This is a genomic window from Streptomyces sp. CNP082 (genome assembly GCF_059570535.1).
Map to the genome: position 1 here is coordinate 15940 of NZ_JCANSZ010000069.1, position 16524 is coordinate 32463.

Annotated in this window: 12 protein-coding genes and 4 pseudogenes; 10 read left to right on the top strand and 6 right to left on the bottom strand. The window is 70.8% G+C overall.

Annotation, left to right across the window (positions count from 1 at the left end; genetic code table 11):
* Window positions 1–30 precede the first annotated feature (30 nt).
* Complete coding sequence (locus B124_RS32975) at window positions 31–1893, bottom strand: hypothetical protein (RefSeq protein ID WP_496506694.1); 1863 nt, start codon at window positions 1891–1893, stop codon at window positions 31–33.
* A gap of 187 nt (window positions 1894–2080) precedes the next feature.
* On the opposite strand from B124_RS32975, the pseudogene B124_RS32980 reads away from it, so the two are divergent.
* From B124_RS32980 to B124_RS33000, 5 genes and pseudogenes are all read left to right on the top strand, one after another.
* Window positions 2081–3295 (top strand): annotated as a pseudogene (locus tag B124_RS32980) (carbohydrate-binding protein); the annotation flags it as partial.
* Window positions 3296–3542: 247 nt separating this feature from the next.
* A pseudogene (locus B124_RS32985) lies at window positions 3543–4309 on the top strand (PQQ-dependent sugar dehydrogenase).
* A gap of 221 nt (window positions 4310–4530) precedes the next feature.
* Window positions 4531–5359 (top strand): annotated as a pseudogene (locus B124_RS32990) (polysaccharide lyase family protein); the annotation flags it as partial.
* Entirely contained in the window at window positions 5342–5899 is a 558-nt protein-coding gene (locus B124_RS32995) for a carbohydrate-binding protein (protein ID WP_496506706.1), read from the top strand. The pseudogene B124_RS32990 and the gene B124_RS32995, both read left to right, overlap by 18 nt.
* 38 nt (window positions 5900–5937) lie before the next feature.
* A complete protein-coding gene (locus B124_RS33000) occupies window positions 5938–6672 on the top strand; it encodes a CBM35 domain-containing protein (RefSeq protein WP_496506695.1) in 735 nt (244 codons plus the stop codon).
* A 184-nt stretch (window positions 6673–6856) separates the two neighbouring features.
* Here the strand turns inward: B124_RS33000 and B124_RS33005 are convergent, their stop codons facing one another.
* A complete protein-coding gene (locus B124_RS33005) occupies window positions 6857–8470 on the bottom strand; it encodes an MFS transporter (protein WP_496506696.1) in 1614 nt (537 codons plus the stop codon).
* A gap of 137 nt (window positions 8471–8607) precedes the next feature.
* Between B124_RS33005 and B124_RS33010 the strand changes: the two genes are divergently transcribed.
* Both B124_RS33010 and B124_RS33015 read left to right on the top strand, forming a co-directional pair.
* Window positions 8608–9327, top strand: coding sequence for a helix-turn-helix domain-containing protein (locus B124_RS33010; RefSeq protein ID WP_496506697.1), 720 nt, complete (start codon window positions 8608–8610; stop codon window positions 9325–9327).
* Between the two features lie 26 nt (window positions 9328–9353).
* Window positions 9354–10247 carry a class I SAM-dependent methyltransferase gene (locus tag B124_RS33015; RefSeq protein WP_496506698.1) on the top strand — a complete coding sequence of 298 codons (894 nt, stop codon included), beginning with the start codon at window positions 9354–9356 and terminating at the stop codon, window positions 10245–10247.
* A gap of 434 nt (window positions 10248–10681) precedes the next feature.
* Here B124_RS33015 and B124_RS33020 read toward each other — a convergent pair whose 3' ends face one another.
* Complete coding sequence (locus tag B124_RS33020) at window positions 10682–11254, bottom strand: TetR/AcrR family transcriptional regulator (protein ID WP_496506699.1); 573 nt, start codon at window positions 11252–11254, stop codon at window positions 10682–10684.
* A 97-nt stretch (window positions 11255–11351) separates the two neighbouring features.
* Here B124_RS33020 and B124_RS33025 point away from each other — a divergent pair, with 97 nt between their 5' ends.
* From B124_RS33025 to B124_RS33035, 3 genes are read left to right on the top strand one after another with little or no spacing between them, the layout of a single operon-like run.
* Window positions 11352–11633 (top strand): antibiotic biosynthesis monooxygenase, encoded by a 282-nt coding sequence (locus tag B124_RS33025; protein ID WP_496506700.1) that lies wholly within the window; start codon window positions 11352–11354, stop codon window positions 11631–11633.
* A gap of 20 nt (window positions 11634–11653) precedes the next feature.
* Entirely contained in the window at window positions 11654–12271 is a 618-nt protein-coding gene (locus B124_RS33030; protein WP_496506701.1) for a DUF2867 domain-containing protein, read from the top strand.
* Entirely contained in the window at window positions 12268–12699 is a 432-nt protein-coding gene (locus B124_RS33035) for a DUF3995 domain-containing protein (protein ID WP_496506702.1), read from the top strand. The genes B124_RS33030 and B124_RS33035 overlap by 4 nt, the downstream gene beginning before the upstream one ends.
* A gap of 419 nt (window positions 12700–13118) precedes the next feature.
* On the opposite strand, the gene B124_RS33040 is transcribed toward B124_RS33035, so the two are convergent.
* The 3 genes and pseudogenes from B124_RS33040 to B124_RS33050 all read right to left on the bottom strand — a co-directional run.
* Window positions 13119–14078 carry a carbohydrate kinase family protein gene (locus B124_RS33040; protein WP_496506703.1) on the bottom strand — a complete coding sequence of 320 codons (960 nt, stop codon included), beginning with the start codon at window positions 14076–14078 and terminating at the stop codon, window positions 13119–13121.
* A gap of 31 nt (window positions 14079–14109) precedes the next feature.
* The gene (locus B124_RS33045; RefSeq protein ID WP_496506704.1) at window positions 14110–16116 is read right to left on the bottom strand and encodes a glycoside hydrolase family 32 protein; all 2007 of its coding nucleotides are present in this window, start codon (window positions 16114–16116) and stop codon (window positions 14110–14112) included.
* 153 nt (window positions 16117–16269) lie between these two features.
* A pseudogene (locus B124_RS33050) lies at window positions 16270–16524 on the bottom strand (IS110 family transposase); the annotation flags it as partial.

Below are 16524 nucleotides of genomic sequence, written 5' to 3' on the forward strand. Positions count from 1 at the left end.
GCCCGCCGGGAGGGCGGGCCGGCCGGGCCGTCAGTAGGCAAGTCGGATGCTGACGTCGAGGGAACCGTCGTGCGGGACCTTCAGGATGTGCATCCGCCTGCTGCCGTCGCGCAGGTAGGTGATGGAGGCGGCGGCGATGCTCGCGTTCCGGGCGGCACCCCAGCGGATCCGGATGACGCCGGAGCGGCGGTGCACGTCAATGCCGGCGGCGGTGGCTGTGGCGGAGCTTCCCCAGGGCAGGGCGGTGCCGTCGGTGAACACCACGCGGTCGGATGCCTGGAGGATCAGAGGCACGGTCTCGGTCGCCGGCGAGTTGGCCCGGACGGAGCGCTGTACCAGTCCGTTGCCGACCTTGACGTCGGTGACGACCGACCCGCTGGGGGTGCCGAAGCGGAAGGCGTAGGGGCTGCCGCCGAAGAACTGCCCGGCCTGGGGCCCGTTGGAGTCTGGTGCCTGGCCGGGGAGGACGGTGGCCCACACGCCGTGGTTGTTGTTGTTCAGGGACTGGATGACAGTGCCGGCGACCGGGTGCCACAGGAAGCTGAGGCCGGTGCGGGCCCTGCTGGTCGGCCGGGTACCGAGGTAGGCGCCCAGGTAGACGTCGGGGCGGCGGATGTAGAGGAAGTCCTGGCCTTGGTCGGTGCGGTGTTCGGTGAAGCTTGCCGAGGCGAGGTAGGCAACGGTTCTGATCGCCTGGGTCTTGGCCTGGCGGGTGGGGTATTTCTCGTCGTAGATCGCGTGGGTGAGGATGCGCGGAGAGGTGTTCTGCTTGGTCAGTCCGGCCACCGGGGAGGTGTCGGCGGCCCAGGAACTGCGGGCCGACGCAAGGTCCTCCCTGGCTGACAGGAATGCGCCCAGTGCGGGCACCGGCGGGACGAACTGGTTGTTGAGCGCGGTGCGTTCCGGGTCGGGGCGGGTGTCGTCGTAGGCGAGGGTGCTGGTGCGGGTGGAGGGAGCGATGTTGCAGAACCAGCCGGAGCCGTCGGGTTCGCGCAGCAGGTTGTAGCCGAGCCAGTCGGTGTACTTCCGGGTCATGGCCACCAGGTGCTCGTTGTCCGACTGTCTCCAGGCGTCGGCCATCTCGGGCAGCATGACCTCGAAGTTGTAGTTCATGTCCATGCCGCCCTCTTCGTGGAAGAAGCCGGCCGGGCCCTGCCCGTTCTGGGCCATGCGGGCGAAGGCGTTGTTCAACTGGACCCGCAGGGTTGCGTCGGGGTTGGTTCTGAGCGCCAGTGCGGCTCCTGCCAGTCCTGCGGTGACCTGGTTGGTGTATCTGATCGGGGTCTGCCAGGCACGGGTGTTGGACGGGTTGAGAAGCCAGGTCATCGCCTGGTGCAGGGCGCGGGCGAGCTGGCGGCGGCGGGTGGGAAGCAGCCGCGCGTCCTTCAGGAGCACATGGGTCTTGCTCAGGTAGCCGAGGGCGAAGCCGGTCGCGGCGAGGGAGTGCTCGTCGGCGCTGTACTCCGGCCATGAGCCGTCGGCGTGCTGGAGGCCGAGGTAGTGGCCGAGTGCCGCGTCCAGCCGCGTCAGGAGGGCGGAGTTGCCGTGGTACGGGTTCCAGGAGCGGTTCATGGTGAGGAACCAGCTCAGTGTGTAGACATGCTCCTGGACCCGTGCGTTGTACGGGACCGCGGGCGATCGCCACCAGCCGCCGCCCATGAAGCCGTTGTCCTCGATGTCGTTGGCCATCTCGGCGAGGCTGACCAGATAGGGGGCGTAGAGCTGTTCGTCGGCGGCGAATGCGCGCCGAGAGGGCGAGCCCGGGGGCAGGGGCGGCAGCGTCGGCAGGGTGCCGGCGGCGAGAGCCTGGGGGAGGGGCATCGCGGCGGCGAGGCCGGCGGCTCCGGCCGCCGTGATGATCGCGCGGCGCGACAGCGGGGATCCGTACGTCATGGGGCGACTCCTGGACGTCATGGGAGCGGCGAGGAAGCCAACGGTGCGTGACCGTCCGGCTGATCGGACACACTCTCCGGGCCTGAACGTCCCGTCAAGGTGCTAATACGAATTACTTCAGGGCGGCTGCCTATGCCGAACGCCTAGACGGGGTTCCTGAAGCCCTCTGTCCCGCCAGGACGCCTCGATCCGGTCGTGTTCCTGCTGGGCCGCTGCCGGCACCGCCACCCTGGCGATCCGCTATGCGAACGGCACCACCGGTGGCCGCCCGGTGGACATCGCCGTCGACGGCATGCTCGTCCGCGACGACCTCGCCTTCGACCCCACCGGCGCCTGGACCACCTGGCAGACGGTGACCACCACCGTGCCGGTGAAGGCCGGAGTCAACAAGATCCGTGCCACGTCCGTGGCCGCGGAGGGCGGGCCCAATCTCGACTACCTGGAGGCGACCTTCCCCGACCCGCCGACGGGCACGGACCACGAGGCGGAGTCGGCGGTGATCTCGCAGGGTGCCGTCGAGTCCAACCACGAGGGCTATTCGGGCACCGGGTTCGTCAACTTCGACGTCGTCCAGGGCTCGTACATCGAGTTCACGGTGGATGCGGCCGAGGCTTCGCTCGCCAACCTGGGCTTCCGCTACGCACTCGATGCCACCGTCCGCCGGCCCATGACCGTCTCGGTCAACGGAACGGCCGTCGAGGGCGACCTCCCGTTCGAGCCGACCGGCGCCTGGACCACCTGGCAGACCGCGAGCAAGGAGGTCGAGCTGAAGGCGGGCAGTAACACGATCCGTGCCACGACGGCCGGCATCGACGGCCCGAACCTCGACAAGCTCACCGTCGGCATCCTCGGCCCGGTGGACACCGTTCCGCCGACGGCGCCGGCCAACCTCCGTGCCGTCCCGGCCAAGCCGCCCACGGACACCGCCGTCTCACTGCTGTGGGACGCCGCCACGGACGACAAGGGCGTCGTCGCGTACGACGTCTACCAGCACGGCCAGCTCATGAAGACCGCTCCGGCCGCCGAACTCGGCACGACCGTCACCGGCCTCGACCCCGACACCGAGTACGCCTGGACCGTCTTCGCCCGTGACACCCGCAACGTCTCGGTGGCCAGCAACAACGTCCTGATCAGGACGCTGCCGCCGCAGCCGGACACCGAGGCGCCGACGGTGCCCGCGAACCTCCGCTCCACGGGCACGTCCTCGACCGGCGTGGACCTCGCCTGGACCGCCTCGACCGACAACAAGGCGGTGGCGGGCTACGAGATCCACGTGGACGGCGTGCTCCGGCAGACTTCCACCACCGCGTCGGCGACGGTCGCCGGCCTGACGGCCGACACCGACTACCGCTTCAGGGTCCTCGCGTACGACGCTGCGGGAAACAAGTCCGCCTTCTCCAACGAGATCGTCGTCCGCACCGAGCCGAGCGGCGGCTACGGCGTACCCGACCCCGGCACGGTCAGCACCCCCGCCAGCGGCGTCGACGTGGCCCGGGGCCTGGCCTTCCTGCCGGACGGCTCGGCGCTCTTCTCCGAGCGCAACACCTTCAACGTCTACCGGCTCACCAAGGCCGGCCAGAAGACCCTGGTCGGCAAGGTACCCGACGTCGTCGGCGACCAATGGGGAAGGCGGTCTGCCGGGGCTGGCGATCTCGCCGACCTTCGACAGCGATCACTGGGTGTACATCTACCACACGGCATCCGCGGGCAATCAGCTCGTGCGGATGAAGTACGAGAACGGCACGCTCAGCGGCCGGCAGATCCTGCTCACCGGTATCGCCAAGAACCGCTACCACAACGGCGGGCGGCTGCGCTTCGGGCCGGACGGCAAGCTCTACGCCTCGGCGGGCGACGCGCAGAACGGCGACCTCGCCCAGAGCAACTCCTCGCTCAGCGGCAAGATCCTGCGGATCAACCCCGACGGCACCATCCCCGCCGACAACCCGTTCGGCAACGCCGTCTGGTCCAAGGGCCACCGCAACCCGCAGGGCCTGGACTTCGACTCGCAGGCCGGCTGTGGGAGGCCGAGTTCGGCAACAGCAGCCAGGACGAGGTCAACCTCATCGTCAAGGGAGGCAACTACGGCTGGCCCAACTGCGAGGGCACCTCGGGCAGTTGCAGCGGTTACATCGCCCCGAAGAAGACCTGGTCCACCAGCTCCGCCTCGCCGAGCGGGCTGACCATCGTCAACGACCACGTCTTCGTGGCCACCACGGTCGGCCAGCGCATCTACCGGTTGCGGATCGACGAGAAGACCAACCTGGTCGACCAGAAGACCTACTTCCAGGGCACGTACAACCGGCTGCGGGTGGCGACCGCCGACGGCGCCCCGGCGGCCCACGCCGTCCGGGGCGGCACGCTCACCCTGCCGACCCAGCGGGGGGAGTCGTACCGCATCATCATCGAGAGGGGCTGATCCGCGCCGATCAGGCCCGAATGCTCCTATCTCTGCCCTGCGTCGGAGACCTGCCCGCGTCGCCAGGAGGGTGAGTAACCCCTCCTGGCGAGGGTCATATATGCACCCCTTGGACAAACATCCGAGGGGTGCATAGACGGGGATCACGCCACGCTCCTACTGTTAGGTTACTTTCCTATCAGTTCAAGGGGAGCCGAGGCTCCCGAGGGCAGGTGAGCAAAATGAACACCCCCAACCGCCGAGCCGTGCTCGGAGCCGCGCTCGGCACTGCAGCGGCAGTCGCCCTGCCGCCTTCCGTGGCAGGTGCCCGCAGTCTCCCGGCGGCACCGCCGGCCGCCGCGGGCACCCTGGACGACTGGCGGTTACGCTGGTCCCCGGCGGCGGCCACCGCAGGCATGGGCGCCTGGGAGACCATCGAGGACGACCGCGCGGACTCCCACCCGGCCGGGCAGCCGCACATCTACCCCACCGGCGACAACTACCGGTTCAACATGCACATGGTCGACCGCGACACCTCCACCGACCTCCACCGACCGGCAGCGGCAGGAAGCCACCGGGATGCGCACCGGCAGCGGCTCGTACCTGCGCTGGCTCCCGGGCGAGACCTGGCGGATGACGTACTCCATGTACATCCCGAGCTCGCTGAAGGCGACCACGAGCTTCACCCACATCATGCAGACCAAGCAGCCCGGCACCGGCACCTCGCCGATCACCGTCATGTCGCTGCGCCGGGTGAACGGCGAACAGACCATCGAGCTGAAGCTGTTCGAGCCGAACATCCTGGTCGGCCGCACCGATCTGGTCCCGCTGCACGACTCGTGGGTCGACGTCGACTTCCAGATGAAGTTCGGCAACGGCACCGCGGGCAGCATCCGCTGGATTCTGAGCAAGGGCGGAACCACGATCGTGGACGCGACGAAGACCGGCGTCGACACCTTCCTGGACGACCGGGTGCGCCCCAAGTGGGGCATCTACCGCTCACTCGGCGACACCTCGGGCTCGCTGCAGGACTGCTACCTGCTGCTGACGAACCTGCGCGGCTACCAGCTCACCGCCGGCACCGCGGGCACCGACTACCAGGCGGAGGACGCCCTCGTCTCCCAAGGTGTCGTGGAGTCCAACCACACAGGATTCACCGGTACCGGCTTCGTGAACTGCGACAACCTCGCCGGCTCCTACGTCGAGTGGACCGTGCCCGCCGCGGCGGCCGGCAGTGCCGCCCTCACGCTGCGCTACGCCAACGGCACCACCCTCAACCGGCCCATGGACATCGCCGTCAACGGCACCGTGGTCGCCGCAGGCCGGTCCTTCAATCCCACGGGCGCCTGGTCCGACTGGGCCACCAGTACCCTCACCGTCCCGCTCGCGGCCGGCACCAACAGGATCCGTGCCACCGCCACCACCGCCACATCGAGGGCTTCCTCCACCGGATCCTCCCGCACGCCGAGGACGAAGCGCCGTCGGCCGATGGGGCGTGCTGAGGACCTGGGGAGCCCACAAATTTGTCATGGCCCTTGCAGGGTAGGCGGGCCGCTGGGAGGGATGTTAGGAAACTTTCCTATCGGTCTTCGTTCATCGGAGGTCAGATGAGAGCCGCCCGATTCAGAATGATGTGCAGTGTCACGGGGGTGGCGGCAGTGCTCGCCGTGCTCCTGGCCGCCCTGCTGGGGCCCGTACCCGCCAGCGCCGCGCCGGTCCGCTATGAGGCGGAGGATGCGGTTGTGTCGCAGGGGGTGGTGGAGGCGAACCACGCCGGGTTCTCCGGTGCGGGTTTCGTGAAAACCGACAATGTCGTGGGCTCGTACGTCGAGTTCACGGTGAACGCGCCGGCCGCGGGCACGGTATCGCTGGCCATCCGGTACGCCAACGGCACCGCCGCCGACCGGCCGGGTGCGGTAACCGTGAACGGCACCGCGGTCGCCGCCGGCACGCCCTTCCCGTCGACCGGGACGTGGGAGGGGTGGACCACCGCCACGGTCAGCACCCCGCTGGCCGCCGGCGCCAACATGGTCCGGCTCACCTCCACCACCGCGGACGGGCTGCCCAACCTCGACTACCTGGAGGCGGACACCGCCGCACCGGACGCCGAATACCAGGCCGAGGAAGCCGTCATCTCGCAGGGCACCGTGGCCAGCGAACACCAGGGCTGCACCGGCACCGGGTTCGTCGACTACACGAACGTCGCCGGCTCCTACGTCGAGTTCACCGTCAGCTCCGCCGCCGCAGCCAGCACCGGACTGCAGTTCCGATACGCCAACGGGACGGCATCCGACCGCCCCGTGGACATCTATGTCAACGGCGCCAAGACCGCCGCCGGGGTGCGGGACGACGTCCCTGAAGGCCGCCGGTGTCTGGGTCCGTGACCACATCAGGACACCGGACAACTTCCCCACCGGCTGAGCACCCCCGGCCCGGCCGGCACCCGTAACCGCACCTGCACACGTCGAGTAGCTCATGACCGAGAGGACGCCGCCATGGTCACCGCACTCCTCCGCGGCACCACCGGCCGGCTCCGCGTCAATCTGGTCAGCACGGAGTTCCTGCGCGTCAGCGGGCGGCAGTGTTCGCCGCGGCGCCGGCCTCCGGGGCTGACTCGGCGTCGGACTGGAGGGGGGCGGTGTTCTTCGGGCCGCGCAGGGCGGTGTAGACGAGCAGCGCACCCATCACGGCGGCGCCGGTCCACATGGCTTGCTGCCAGCCGTCGACGAAGGACTGCTGTGCGGCGTGGATGAGTTCCTGGGCGCGGCTGCCGGTCCCGGGTGCGACCTCGACGGCGGTGGCGATGCCCTCGCGGGCGGTGCCGGCGGCGTTCGTGGGGATGCCGTCAAGCTTGGCGTCGAGGGCGTGGCGGTAGCCGTTGGCCAGGAGCGCGCCGAGCATGGCGACGCCCAGGGCGGTGCCGAACTCGCGGGTGACGTCGTTGAGCGCGGAGGCAACGCCTTGCTTGGCGCGGGGCAGCGAGCTGGTGATGGCCGCGGTGGACGGCGTCATGGACAGGCCCATGCCGGTGCCCATGGCGAGCATGCCGGCAAGGATGGACAGGTAGCCGCCGTCGACGGAGACGAACAGGGCCATCAACGCGAGGCCGAGGGCGGCCAGGGCGACGCCGACGGTCATGGTGGAGCGGGCACCGATCTTGGCGGCCAGCTTGGGGGCCAGGCCCGAGGTCGTCATCATCATGACGGCCATCGGCATCATCGCCACCGTGGACAGCAGCCCGGACCAGCCGAGCACGGCCTGGAAGAACGGGAAGAGCACGACGGCGATGCCCGCCTGGACGCCGAAGACGACCAGCAGCGTGATCGCTCCCGAGGCCAGGCCGCTCTCCCGGAAGAGGCGTACGTCCAGCAGGGACGCGTCCTGGCGGTGCAGCTCCCAGGCCACGAAGGCGGCGGAGGCGACGAGGCCGACGGCCAGGCTGATCAAGGTGATGGGGTCGGTCCAGCCGCGCTCGGGGCCTTCTTGGAGGACGAAGATGAGGCCGATCACGGCGATGGCGGAGACCAGTGCGCCGATGGTGTCGAAGGAATGGGCCGAGTGTTCACGGGAGTTGGGCACCGACCTCAGGGTCATCGCCAGCGCCACGACGACCAGGACCACGGGCAGCGCGAACAGCCAGCGCCAGTCGGCGACGTCGACCAGCAGAGCGGAGAGGAACATGCCCATGATGCCGCCGCCTCCGGCGACGCCGGTCCACACGCCGATGGCCTTGCCTCGTTCCGCCTCGGGGAAGGTGGAGGTGATGACGGCGAGGGTGATCGGCGTGATCACCGCGGCGCTGATACCCGCGGCCACGCGGGCGCCGATCATGACCGAGGCCGACGGGGCGAGTCCCGCGACGACGCTGGCGGCACCGAAGATGACCAGCCCGGTGATGAGCATGGGTCTGCGGCCCAGCCGGTCACCGAGCGCGCCGAGCGGCAGCAGCAGGGCGGCCAGGGCGAGCGTGTAGATGTTGATGATCCACAGAACGGTGGTCTGGGAGGCGCCCCATTCGACGGCCATGTGGGTCTGGGCGACGTTCAGCCCGGACACCGAGGCGATGACGGCCATCAGCGCGATCGAGACGGTGATCAGGATCGCGCGCAACTGGCGCGCATCCGGCACGCCCCCGCCGCTGACCGGCGGGGCCGCCGTCTGAGGAGCCTGGTTCGTACTCATGATTTCCTTCCGAAAAAGGCATGCGGGATCAGCGCCGGGACAGGACCGGTCGCCAAGGTGGTGAGGTGCGGGCCCGTGCCGGACCCTCTGTATGCGACGCTAAGCTCATGATGCAAAAGGGGCATAACATATTGCCTATGACGCAAGAAGATGGGCGGCTGGACAGCCTCGTACGCAAACGGATCCGCGCGCTGCGTGTCGCGCAGGGCTGGTCGCTGGAGGAGCTGGCCACCCGCGCCAACCTCAGTCAGTCCTCGCTGAGCCGAATCGAGAACGGCCAGCGGCGCCTCGCCCTGGATCAGCTGGTCACCCTCGCCCGCGCCCTGGACACCACGCTGGACCAGCTAGTCGAGAACGCCGCCGAAGACGTCGTCATCAGCCCGATGAGCGACGGCACCCACGGCCTGATGCGCTGGCCCATAAAGGGCGACCCCGGCATGAGCGTGATGCGCCAGCGGATGACCGACCCGCCGCCCGACAATCCGGCCCGCATGCGCGCCCACCCCGGCCGGGAATGGCTGGTGGTGCTGTCCGGCACCGCCATTCTCATGCTCGGCCACCGGCGTTTTCGCATCGAGACCAACCAGGCCGCAGAGTTCCCCACCATGATGCCGCACGCGATCGGCGCCGAGGCCGGACCGTGCGAGATCATGGGCATCTTCGACCGCGATGCCCGCCGCGGCCACCAGAGGGACGCTGGCGCCGATGGCAGCGAAGCCAACTGCGGGGACAGCCAGGGCCCCTGCGAGTGGTCGGGTCGCCACCGCGCCTGGGGCCTCGACGCGGCGGGCGGTCTTGCCTGGCGGGCAGCGCATCACCCCATCTTCTTGCGCATTGAGCAAGCAGTCGTGCCGTAGACGCATGACGGGCTTACGGTGTGGCTATGACCTCAGCACACCGGCACACCCCCCACCACGGCGACTCTCACGGCCACCACGGGGATTCCCACGGCCACCACCAGTCACACGGTGACAGTGGCCAGGCGGAGATACTCGACCTCGATGCCGAGGTGCTCGCCGAGCACATAGCGTCTATCACGGCCTGGCTGCCCTTGAAGAACGAGCCGCGCCAGATCGTGGACCTGGGCTCCGGCACCGGAGCGGGCACCTTCGCGCTCCTCGAGCGTTTCCCCGATGCGCACGTCACAGCCGTCGACACCTCGGCCGGACACCTTCAGCTCCTGCGCGAGAAGGCATGCGCCCGAGGTGTGCAGGAGCGGGTGCGCACCGTGCAGGCGGACCTCGACTCCGACCACTGGCCCGGCCTCGGCAGGCCGGACCTGGCGTGGGCCTCGGCATCGATGCACCACATGGCCCACCCCGACCGTGCCCTCCGGAGCGTCCGCGAACTGCTGGCCCCTGGCGGCCTGTTCGCCGTCGTCGAGCTCGCCGGCTTCCCCCGCTTCCTGCCCGCCGAAGCTCCCGAGAGCCGGCCCGGTCTCGAAGAGCGCGCCCATGCCGCCACGGACAGCTTCCACGCCGAGCACGTGCCGCACCGAGGCGCCGACTGGGGCCCGATGCTCACCACCGCGGGGTTCACCGTCGAGGACGAACGCACCATCACCGTCAACATCAAGGGCGAGCGCAGCGAGGCCATCGGCCGCTACGCGTACGGCAGCCTGCAGCGCATCCGCGGCGCTGCCGCCCCCGCACTCAGCCCCGAAGACCTCGCCGCCCTCGACGAACTGCTCGACCCCGACTTCCCGCAGAGCATCCTGCGCCGCGAGGATCTCGTCGTACGCACCGAGCGCACCGTCTGGGCCGCCCGCCGCGCCTGACCCGCGCGCAAACACAGGGTTGCCTGCGCGGCATGCGCTGCGTTGGGCCGAGCAACCATGCCCGCGCAGCACCACCGCCGCGCCCCCGGCCACGGTCGTCGCCAACGCCGAGATCACCACCTCTGGCCCGCACACGCTCCCCGGCGGACACCGCCGCCCCGGCGCCGGAGCAGCACAGCGGGGCCCAGCCGAGGGCCGCCCGGTGCGATCGGCGGCCCCAGCACCACACCCCCGCCCGTTTCCGGCTCGTGCCCCCACTCGCCAAGGCTCTCAGCGTGCCGGCCCCCGGGGTACGCAAGCCAGGGTCTGTGTGGACTGAGCTGCCCCGGCCCGCGAGCGCGGTGCCGAGCGCACCACCCGCCGCAGCGTTGCGGAAGCCAAAGCGCGCTGGCTCCGCACGGGCCTGGAGAACACCGAGCCACCTGGGCCACCGATCAGCCGGGGTTGCCTCTGCCGGGGCGGTCGAGGAGCAGGTCGGCGGCCCGGGCCAGTACCTCGGCGCGGGTGCGGTGGCCGTGGTCGGCGGCGAGGAAGTGCGCGCCGATGGCCACGCAGAAGGCGAGCAGGCTGCGGGCCTCGACCTCGTCGGGGTCCGGGCAGAAGGTGCCGATCATCTCGCGCAGCAGGTCCATGCGGACGTTGTCGACGCGCCGCAGGCGCTGGGCGACCGCTTCGTCGCGGCGGGCCCAGTCCCGTACGGCGAGGTCGATGGGGCGCAGGCGGTCGTCGGAGAAGGTGAGCATGCCCGCCCGGTGGATCTTGGTTTTCGGGTCGCCGCCCTCCCGCTCGACGCGTTCGATGACCTCGTCGGTGCTCTCCCGTTCCCAGGTGTCCAGCATGGCCTTCAGCAGCGCGCCGCGGTCGGCGAAGTACCCGTAGAACCCTCCCTTCGTGACGCCGAGCCGTTTGGCCAGCGCCTCGACGCGGACGGCGTCCGGGCCGCCGGCGGCCAGCGCCCGCAGCCCCTCCTCGATCCACCGCTCGCGGGGCGTGCGCGCCGTCGCCATGATGTGTCCCACCTCACTTTTCCACGAATATACGGTCGCGTATAAATGGGCTAGCCTGGCATCTATACGCTACCGTATACGTGAACGGAGTGAGCAGATGTCCGTTGGTTTCGTCGCCTTCCACTACCCGCGGCCCGAGCACTTCGAGGACTTCGTGGCCCGCGCACACCGGGTGGGCGAGGCGTTCCGGTCCCGTACGGGATGCCTGGCCGCCGACGTCTGGGCGACCCCCGACGGCGAGGCGGTCGTCACCACCGGCCGCTTCGCGACCGAGGACGCCTACCGCGGTGCCCTCGCCGCCGTCCGTGACCTCGACGAGGTGGTCTTCGACGAACGTGAGGTCAAGCCCCGCCAGGTCTTCACGCTCCTTTCCCGCTAGCGGACCGGGTGGTGGTGGACATGAGGCTTTCGACAACCGCGCACACCTCCCGCCCGTGGCGGATCCACGAGATCGCCGGGGACTTCACCGTCGAGGACGTGTGGGCGCTGCCGACCCCCGGCGGCCCCGACGATCTCGTGTGGCTGGTGCGCCAGATCGCCGAGGGCGTCAGCTCCGGGGTGAAGGGGGAGGACTTCGTCTCCCGCGTGCTCTTCGCCGTCCGGTGGAAGCTCGGGGCGCTGCTCGGCTGGGACAAGCCCGGTGCGGGCCCGGGCGGACGGGTGGCCTCCCTGCTCGACCGGCTGCCGGCGGACCTCCGAGAGGGCCCCCGGGGCCCCGACCTCGGTTCATCCCCGTTCACCTCCCTCTATCAGAGGGACGACGAGTGGGCCGCCGAGATGGGCAACAAGACCGTGCACGCGGTGATGCATATCGGCTGGGTCCCGGACGGGTCCGGCGGCTACCACGGCCGGATGGCCGTCCTGGTCAAGCCGAACGGGCCGCTCGGAGCCCTCTACATGCTCGGGATCAAGCCCTTCCGCTACGTCGGGGTGTACCCGGCGCTGATGCGCTCCATCGGCCGCGAGTGGCAGGCGAACGCCGCCGAGCGCCAGCGCGCGAAGGCAGGGCCGCAATGATCCGCACCGTGGTCCCCGGCCTGCTCACGCTCCTCCTCGTGGTGATCGGCGTGCTCCACTTCGTCTGGGCCCGCACCCCCTGGCCGTGGCGCGACAAGGTGACCTTCACCAAGACCATCGCCGGCAGCGGCAGTGGCGAGATGCCGCCGCCGCTGCTGTCCGCACTCGTCGGCGCCGCACTGCTCGGCGGTGCGGCGCTCACCCTCATGGTCAACGAGACGATCCCGGGGATCGGGCCGGACTGGCTGCAACTGACCGGCATGGCGGTGTTCGCCGCGATCATGCTCGCCCGCGGCGCCGGCGGCTACCTCATGAACTCCGGGTCCGCCGCCGAGTTCCGGCGCTGGAACTCCGTGCTCTACTCGCCGCTGTGCCTGCTCCTGAGCCTGCTGGCGGGGTCCGTCGCGGTAGCGGCGATCCGGCGCTAGCGCCGCGGGGATCGCGGCCAGGCCGGGGCGGGCAGAGTGGTGGGGGAGGGCGGCCGGGGAGCATGGGCACCGACGGGAACGGCCATCGCCGCGGTCGACGGTCACGGTGCCGTCGGCGGGGTCCAGGCGCAGCGTCACCTCGGCGCCGGCGGCGGACCGCAGCAGGCCGACGGTCGTGGGTGTACGGGCGGTGACGCGCAGGTCGTCCGCGCGCGGGAGGGGCCCCCGTACGGCCCCTGGCACGGCCCCTGGTACGGACGCGGACTCGGTGGTGACGAACGGCTCGGCCGCGCACAGCAGTTCCCACTCCGGGGCCGGCGCCACCCGCAGGGCCCCGTCCCGATGGACGCCGACGATACGCGGCGCGGTCAGCACGCCCGCCCATCCGGCCCCTTTCGTCCGGGGTGAGCGGTAAAAGATCACGCCACGTGGTCTGGTGCCTCCGTTTCCCACGGCGGGTTCGCGCCGCTTACGGCACAGGTGGCCGCCGCGACCCGCACGCCCGTGGATACCGCCTCCGTCAGCAGCTCGGGGGTCAGCCCGGCCAGCCGCCCGCCCAGGACGCCGGCCCCGCCCAGCGAATGCAGCAGCCCGGCCGTGAAGGCGTCGCCCGCGCCGACCGTGTCGACGACGGCGGTGCGCGGTGCGGGCACCCGCAGCCGGTGGCCGTCGAGTGAGGCGAAGGCGCCGTGCGGGCCGAGGGTGACGACGACGAGGCGTACGCCGTGTGCGTGCCAGGCGTCGGCGGCGGCGGCCGGGGTCGCGCCCGGCGCCAGGTGGGCCAGGTCCTCGTCGCTGACCCGCAGGATGTCGGCGACGGCGCACCAGGCCGGCAGCCGTTCCCGGTAGCGCCGCGGGTCGACCAGCAGGGGCCGGACGTTGGGGTCGAGGCTGACCGTGGCCCGTGGCCGTACCTCGTGCAGCAGGTCTTCGACGAGCGCCGCGCCCGGGTCGCGGACGAGCGCCAGCGACCCGGTGTGCAGGCAGGCCAGGTCGCCACGTACGCCCGTGCGCAGCTCTGCGCGGGTCCACTGCCAGTCGGCGGTGCGCTCGGCGTGGAAGGAGTAGCCGGCCCGGCCCTCATCGTCCACCTGGGCGACGGCCAGCGTGCTGGGCTCGGCCGCTTCCGGGCAGCGGGAGAGGTCGACGCCGGAAGAGCCGAGGTGGCTGCGGAACAACCGGCCGAACACGTCGGTGGAGAGCCGGCCGAGGAAGCGGGTCGGGGAGCCCAGCCGGGCGAGGGCCACCGCGGTGTTCGCGGGGCCCCCGCCCGGATGGACCGCGAGCCCGAGCGGGCCGTCCGCCGCGGCAGACACGGGCGTGGTGAAGGCGTCGGCGACGCACTCACCGAGGACGGCGACGGGCCTGCTCGGGTTCATCGGCTCTCCCTTTCCGAAGACGGCGTACGGGCTACGACCAACTGGAGCCCAGCGGCGTGAGCGTGGCGGCGCGCAGGTGCAGGCTTCCGCCGGCGGCGGCGAACTCGACTGCGTCGGACTCGGCGTAACGCGGGTACACCCGCGCCGTCAGCGTCTCGCCGTCGCCGGCGAAAACCTCCACCGACGACCGGTCGAGCAGCACGTCGAGTCGCAGTACGCCGTCGGCGTCCGGCCGGGTACGGGTGGTGAAGACGGCCCGGGTGCCGTAGCCGGAGCGGCCGGTGTCGAGGGCCAGTTCGCCGGTCTGCGTGTCGTAGCGCAGCTCGGTGGCCTCGGCCTCGGAGGCGTGCAGCCGGAGTGTGACGGTGCGGGCGGTGGTGGCGCGCAGGTCCAGCTCGGCCTCCAGCCGTGCGGTGTCCCCGCGGCCGATGCGCCAGGAACCGTCGACCCGCTTGTCGGTCACCTCGACCGGTTTGCCCGCGGCGAGGCTGTCCACTTCGGCGACCGGCCGGGCGCCGAGGCCGCCGTCCGCGCGCAGGAACAGCTCGCGGTGGACGGTCTGTGCGCCGGCCCAGCCGTTGACGCGGGTCGGTTCCTTGGCGTTCCAGTCGCTCATCCAGGCGACCATGAGGCGCCGTCCGCGGTCGTCGGCATAGCTCTGCGCGGCGTACGTGTCGCCGCCGCCGTCGAGCACGCCGCGGCGCTCGGGCGTGAAGGTGCGGCCGTCGTACGAGCCGACGGCGTACCGCTGGACTGATTCGCCGCCCTCGTTGGTGGAGTAGAGGAGCACCCACTTGCCGCCCAGCGGGAAGAGGTCGGGGCACTCCCACATCGCCCCGTCGCTGCCGTCGCCGTGCGCGAGCACGCCGGCGTACTCCCACTCCCGCAGGTCGTCGGAGGCGTACAACTGCGCTTTGCCCCGCCCGGCATCACCGGATCCGACGACCATCTTCCAGCGGCCGTCCGTCGGGTCGCGGAAGAGCTTGGGGTCCCGGAAGCCGGCCGAGGAGCCGGGCGGCGGCCCGGCGATGACGGGGTTCTCCGCGACGGGGGTGAAGGTCACGCCGTCGGTGCTGGTGGCGATCTCGACGGTCTCCGGGGTGGCGCCGGGGTGGGCGGCGGTGTCGGTGAAGCGGGTGTACGCCACGGTGAGCGTGCCGTCGTCGTCGACGGCGCTGCCGCTGAAGACGCCGGAGTTGTCGGTGGGGGTGGCGCGCGGGGGCGGGTACAGGGCGATGGGCTCCTCGCGCCAGTGGACGGCGTCCGCGCTGTCGGCGTGGGCCCAGTGCATGGGGCCCCATGTGGGTGCGTCGGGGTAGTGCTGGCTGAACAGATGGTGCCTGCCGCGGTAGTGGACCAGGCCGTTGGGGTCGTTGATCCAGCCCTGGTAGGGCGTGTAGTGGTACTGCGGGCGCAGTGGGTCGGCGGCGTAGTCGTGTGCGGCGGGCTGGTTGGCCTGGCCCAGGCGGTTGAAGGTGAGCCCGTTGTCGTCCTTGTCCGGGCGCTCGGTGCGTACGTCGTCGAGGTTGATGTGGCCCCAGCCTCCCTTCTTGTCGTCGACGACGCGGAGGCGGACGCGCTCCCCGGCCCAGGCGGAGGTGTCCCACACGATGCGTGCGTACGCCTCGTCGTCCATGCCGGTCTGGCGGGCCAGCTCCTTGCCGTCGCGGTCGCGGACGAGCGCGACATACAGGTGGTCGGGGTCCCAGCCGCCGGCGACGAGGAAGCTGAGCGCGGGTCCGGCGGTGAAGGTCGCGGAGCGCAGTTCGCCGACGGCGTCGTCCTGTGCGGCGGCGTAGCCCCAGAGGTGGTGGTCGCCGCGGTGGTTGAAGGGGCCGCCCCAGTAGTCCTTCTCGGTGCTGACGGAGGTGTCGGCGAACGCGTCGCCGGAGACGACGGTCCAGCCGGTGAGGTCCCCGGTCTCGAAACCGGGGTTGATCGGTCCGGTAGCGCGCGGCTTCGCCTGCGCGACGGGGGTGAGCGTGGTGGCGAGTACTGCCGCGATCGCTGCCAGTGCGGGTGTTCTCCAGCGGCTCATCTGGATGGCCTCCGTTGCCGACTCGTTACGAGCGAAGGGCATTGACGTTGCTCGCGGCGGAGTCCATCATCCTCGGCAACGGATGTCAACGTTGACATAAGTCAACGATGACACCGCGCTGTCCGGTCGTGAAGGAGCTTCCCAATGCTGATGTCAAGCCGCTGCCGTGACGGGTGGTGTGGCTTCGTAGCACGCTCCGTCGCGGATCATGGCCCACAGGACGTTGACGCGGCGGCGCGCGAGCGCCAGCAGCGCCTGCTTGTGGCCCTTGCCCTCGGCTCTCTTGCGCGCGTAGTACGCCTTGGAGGCTGGGCAGCCCTTAAGACTGGAGAGCGCGGAGAGGTACATAGCGTTGAGCAGGCCGCGGTGAAACCGGCGTGGTCTGCGGAGGTTGCCGCTGACGCGGCC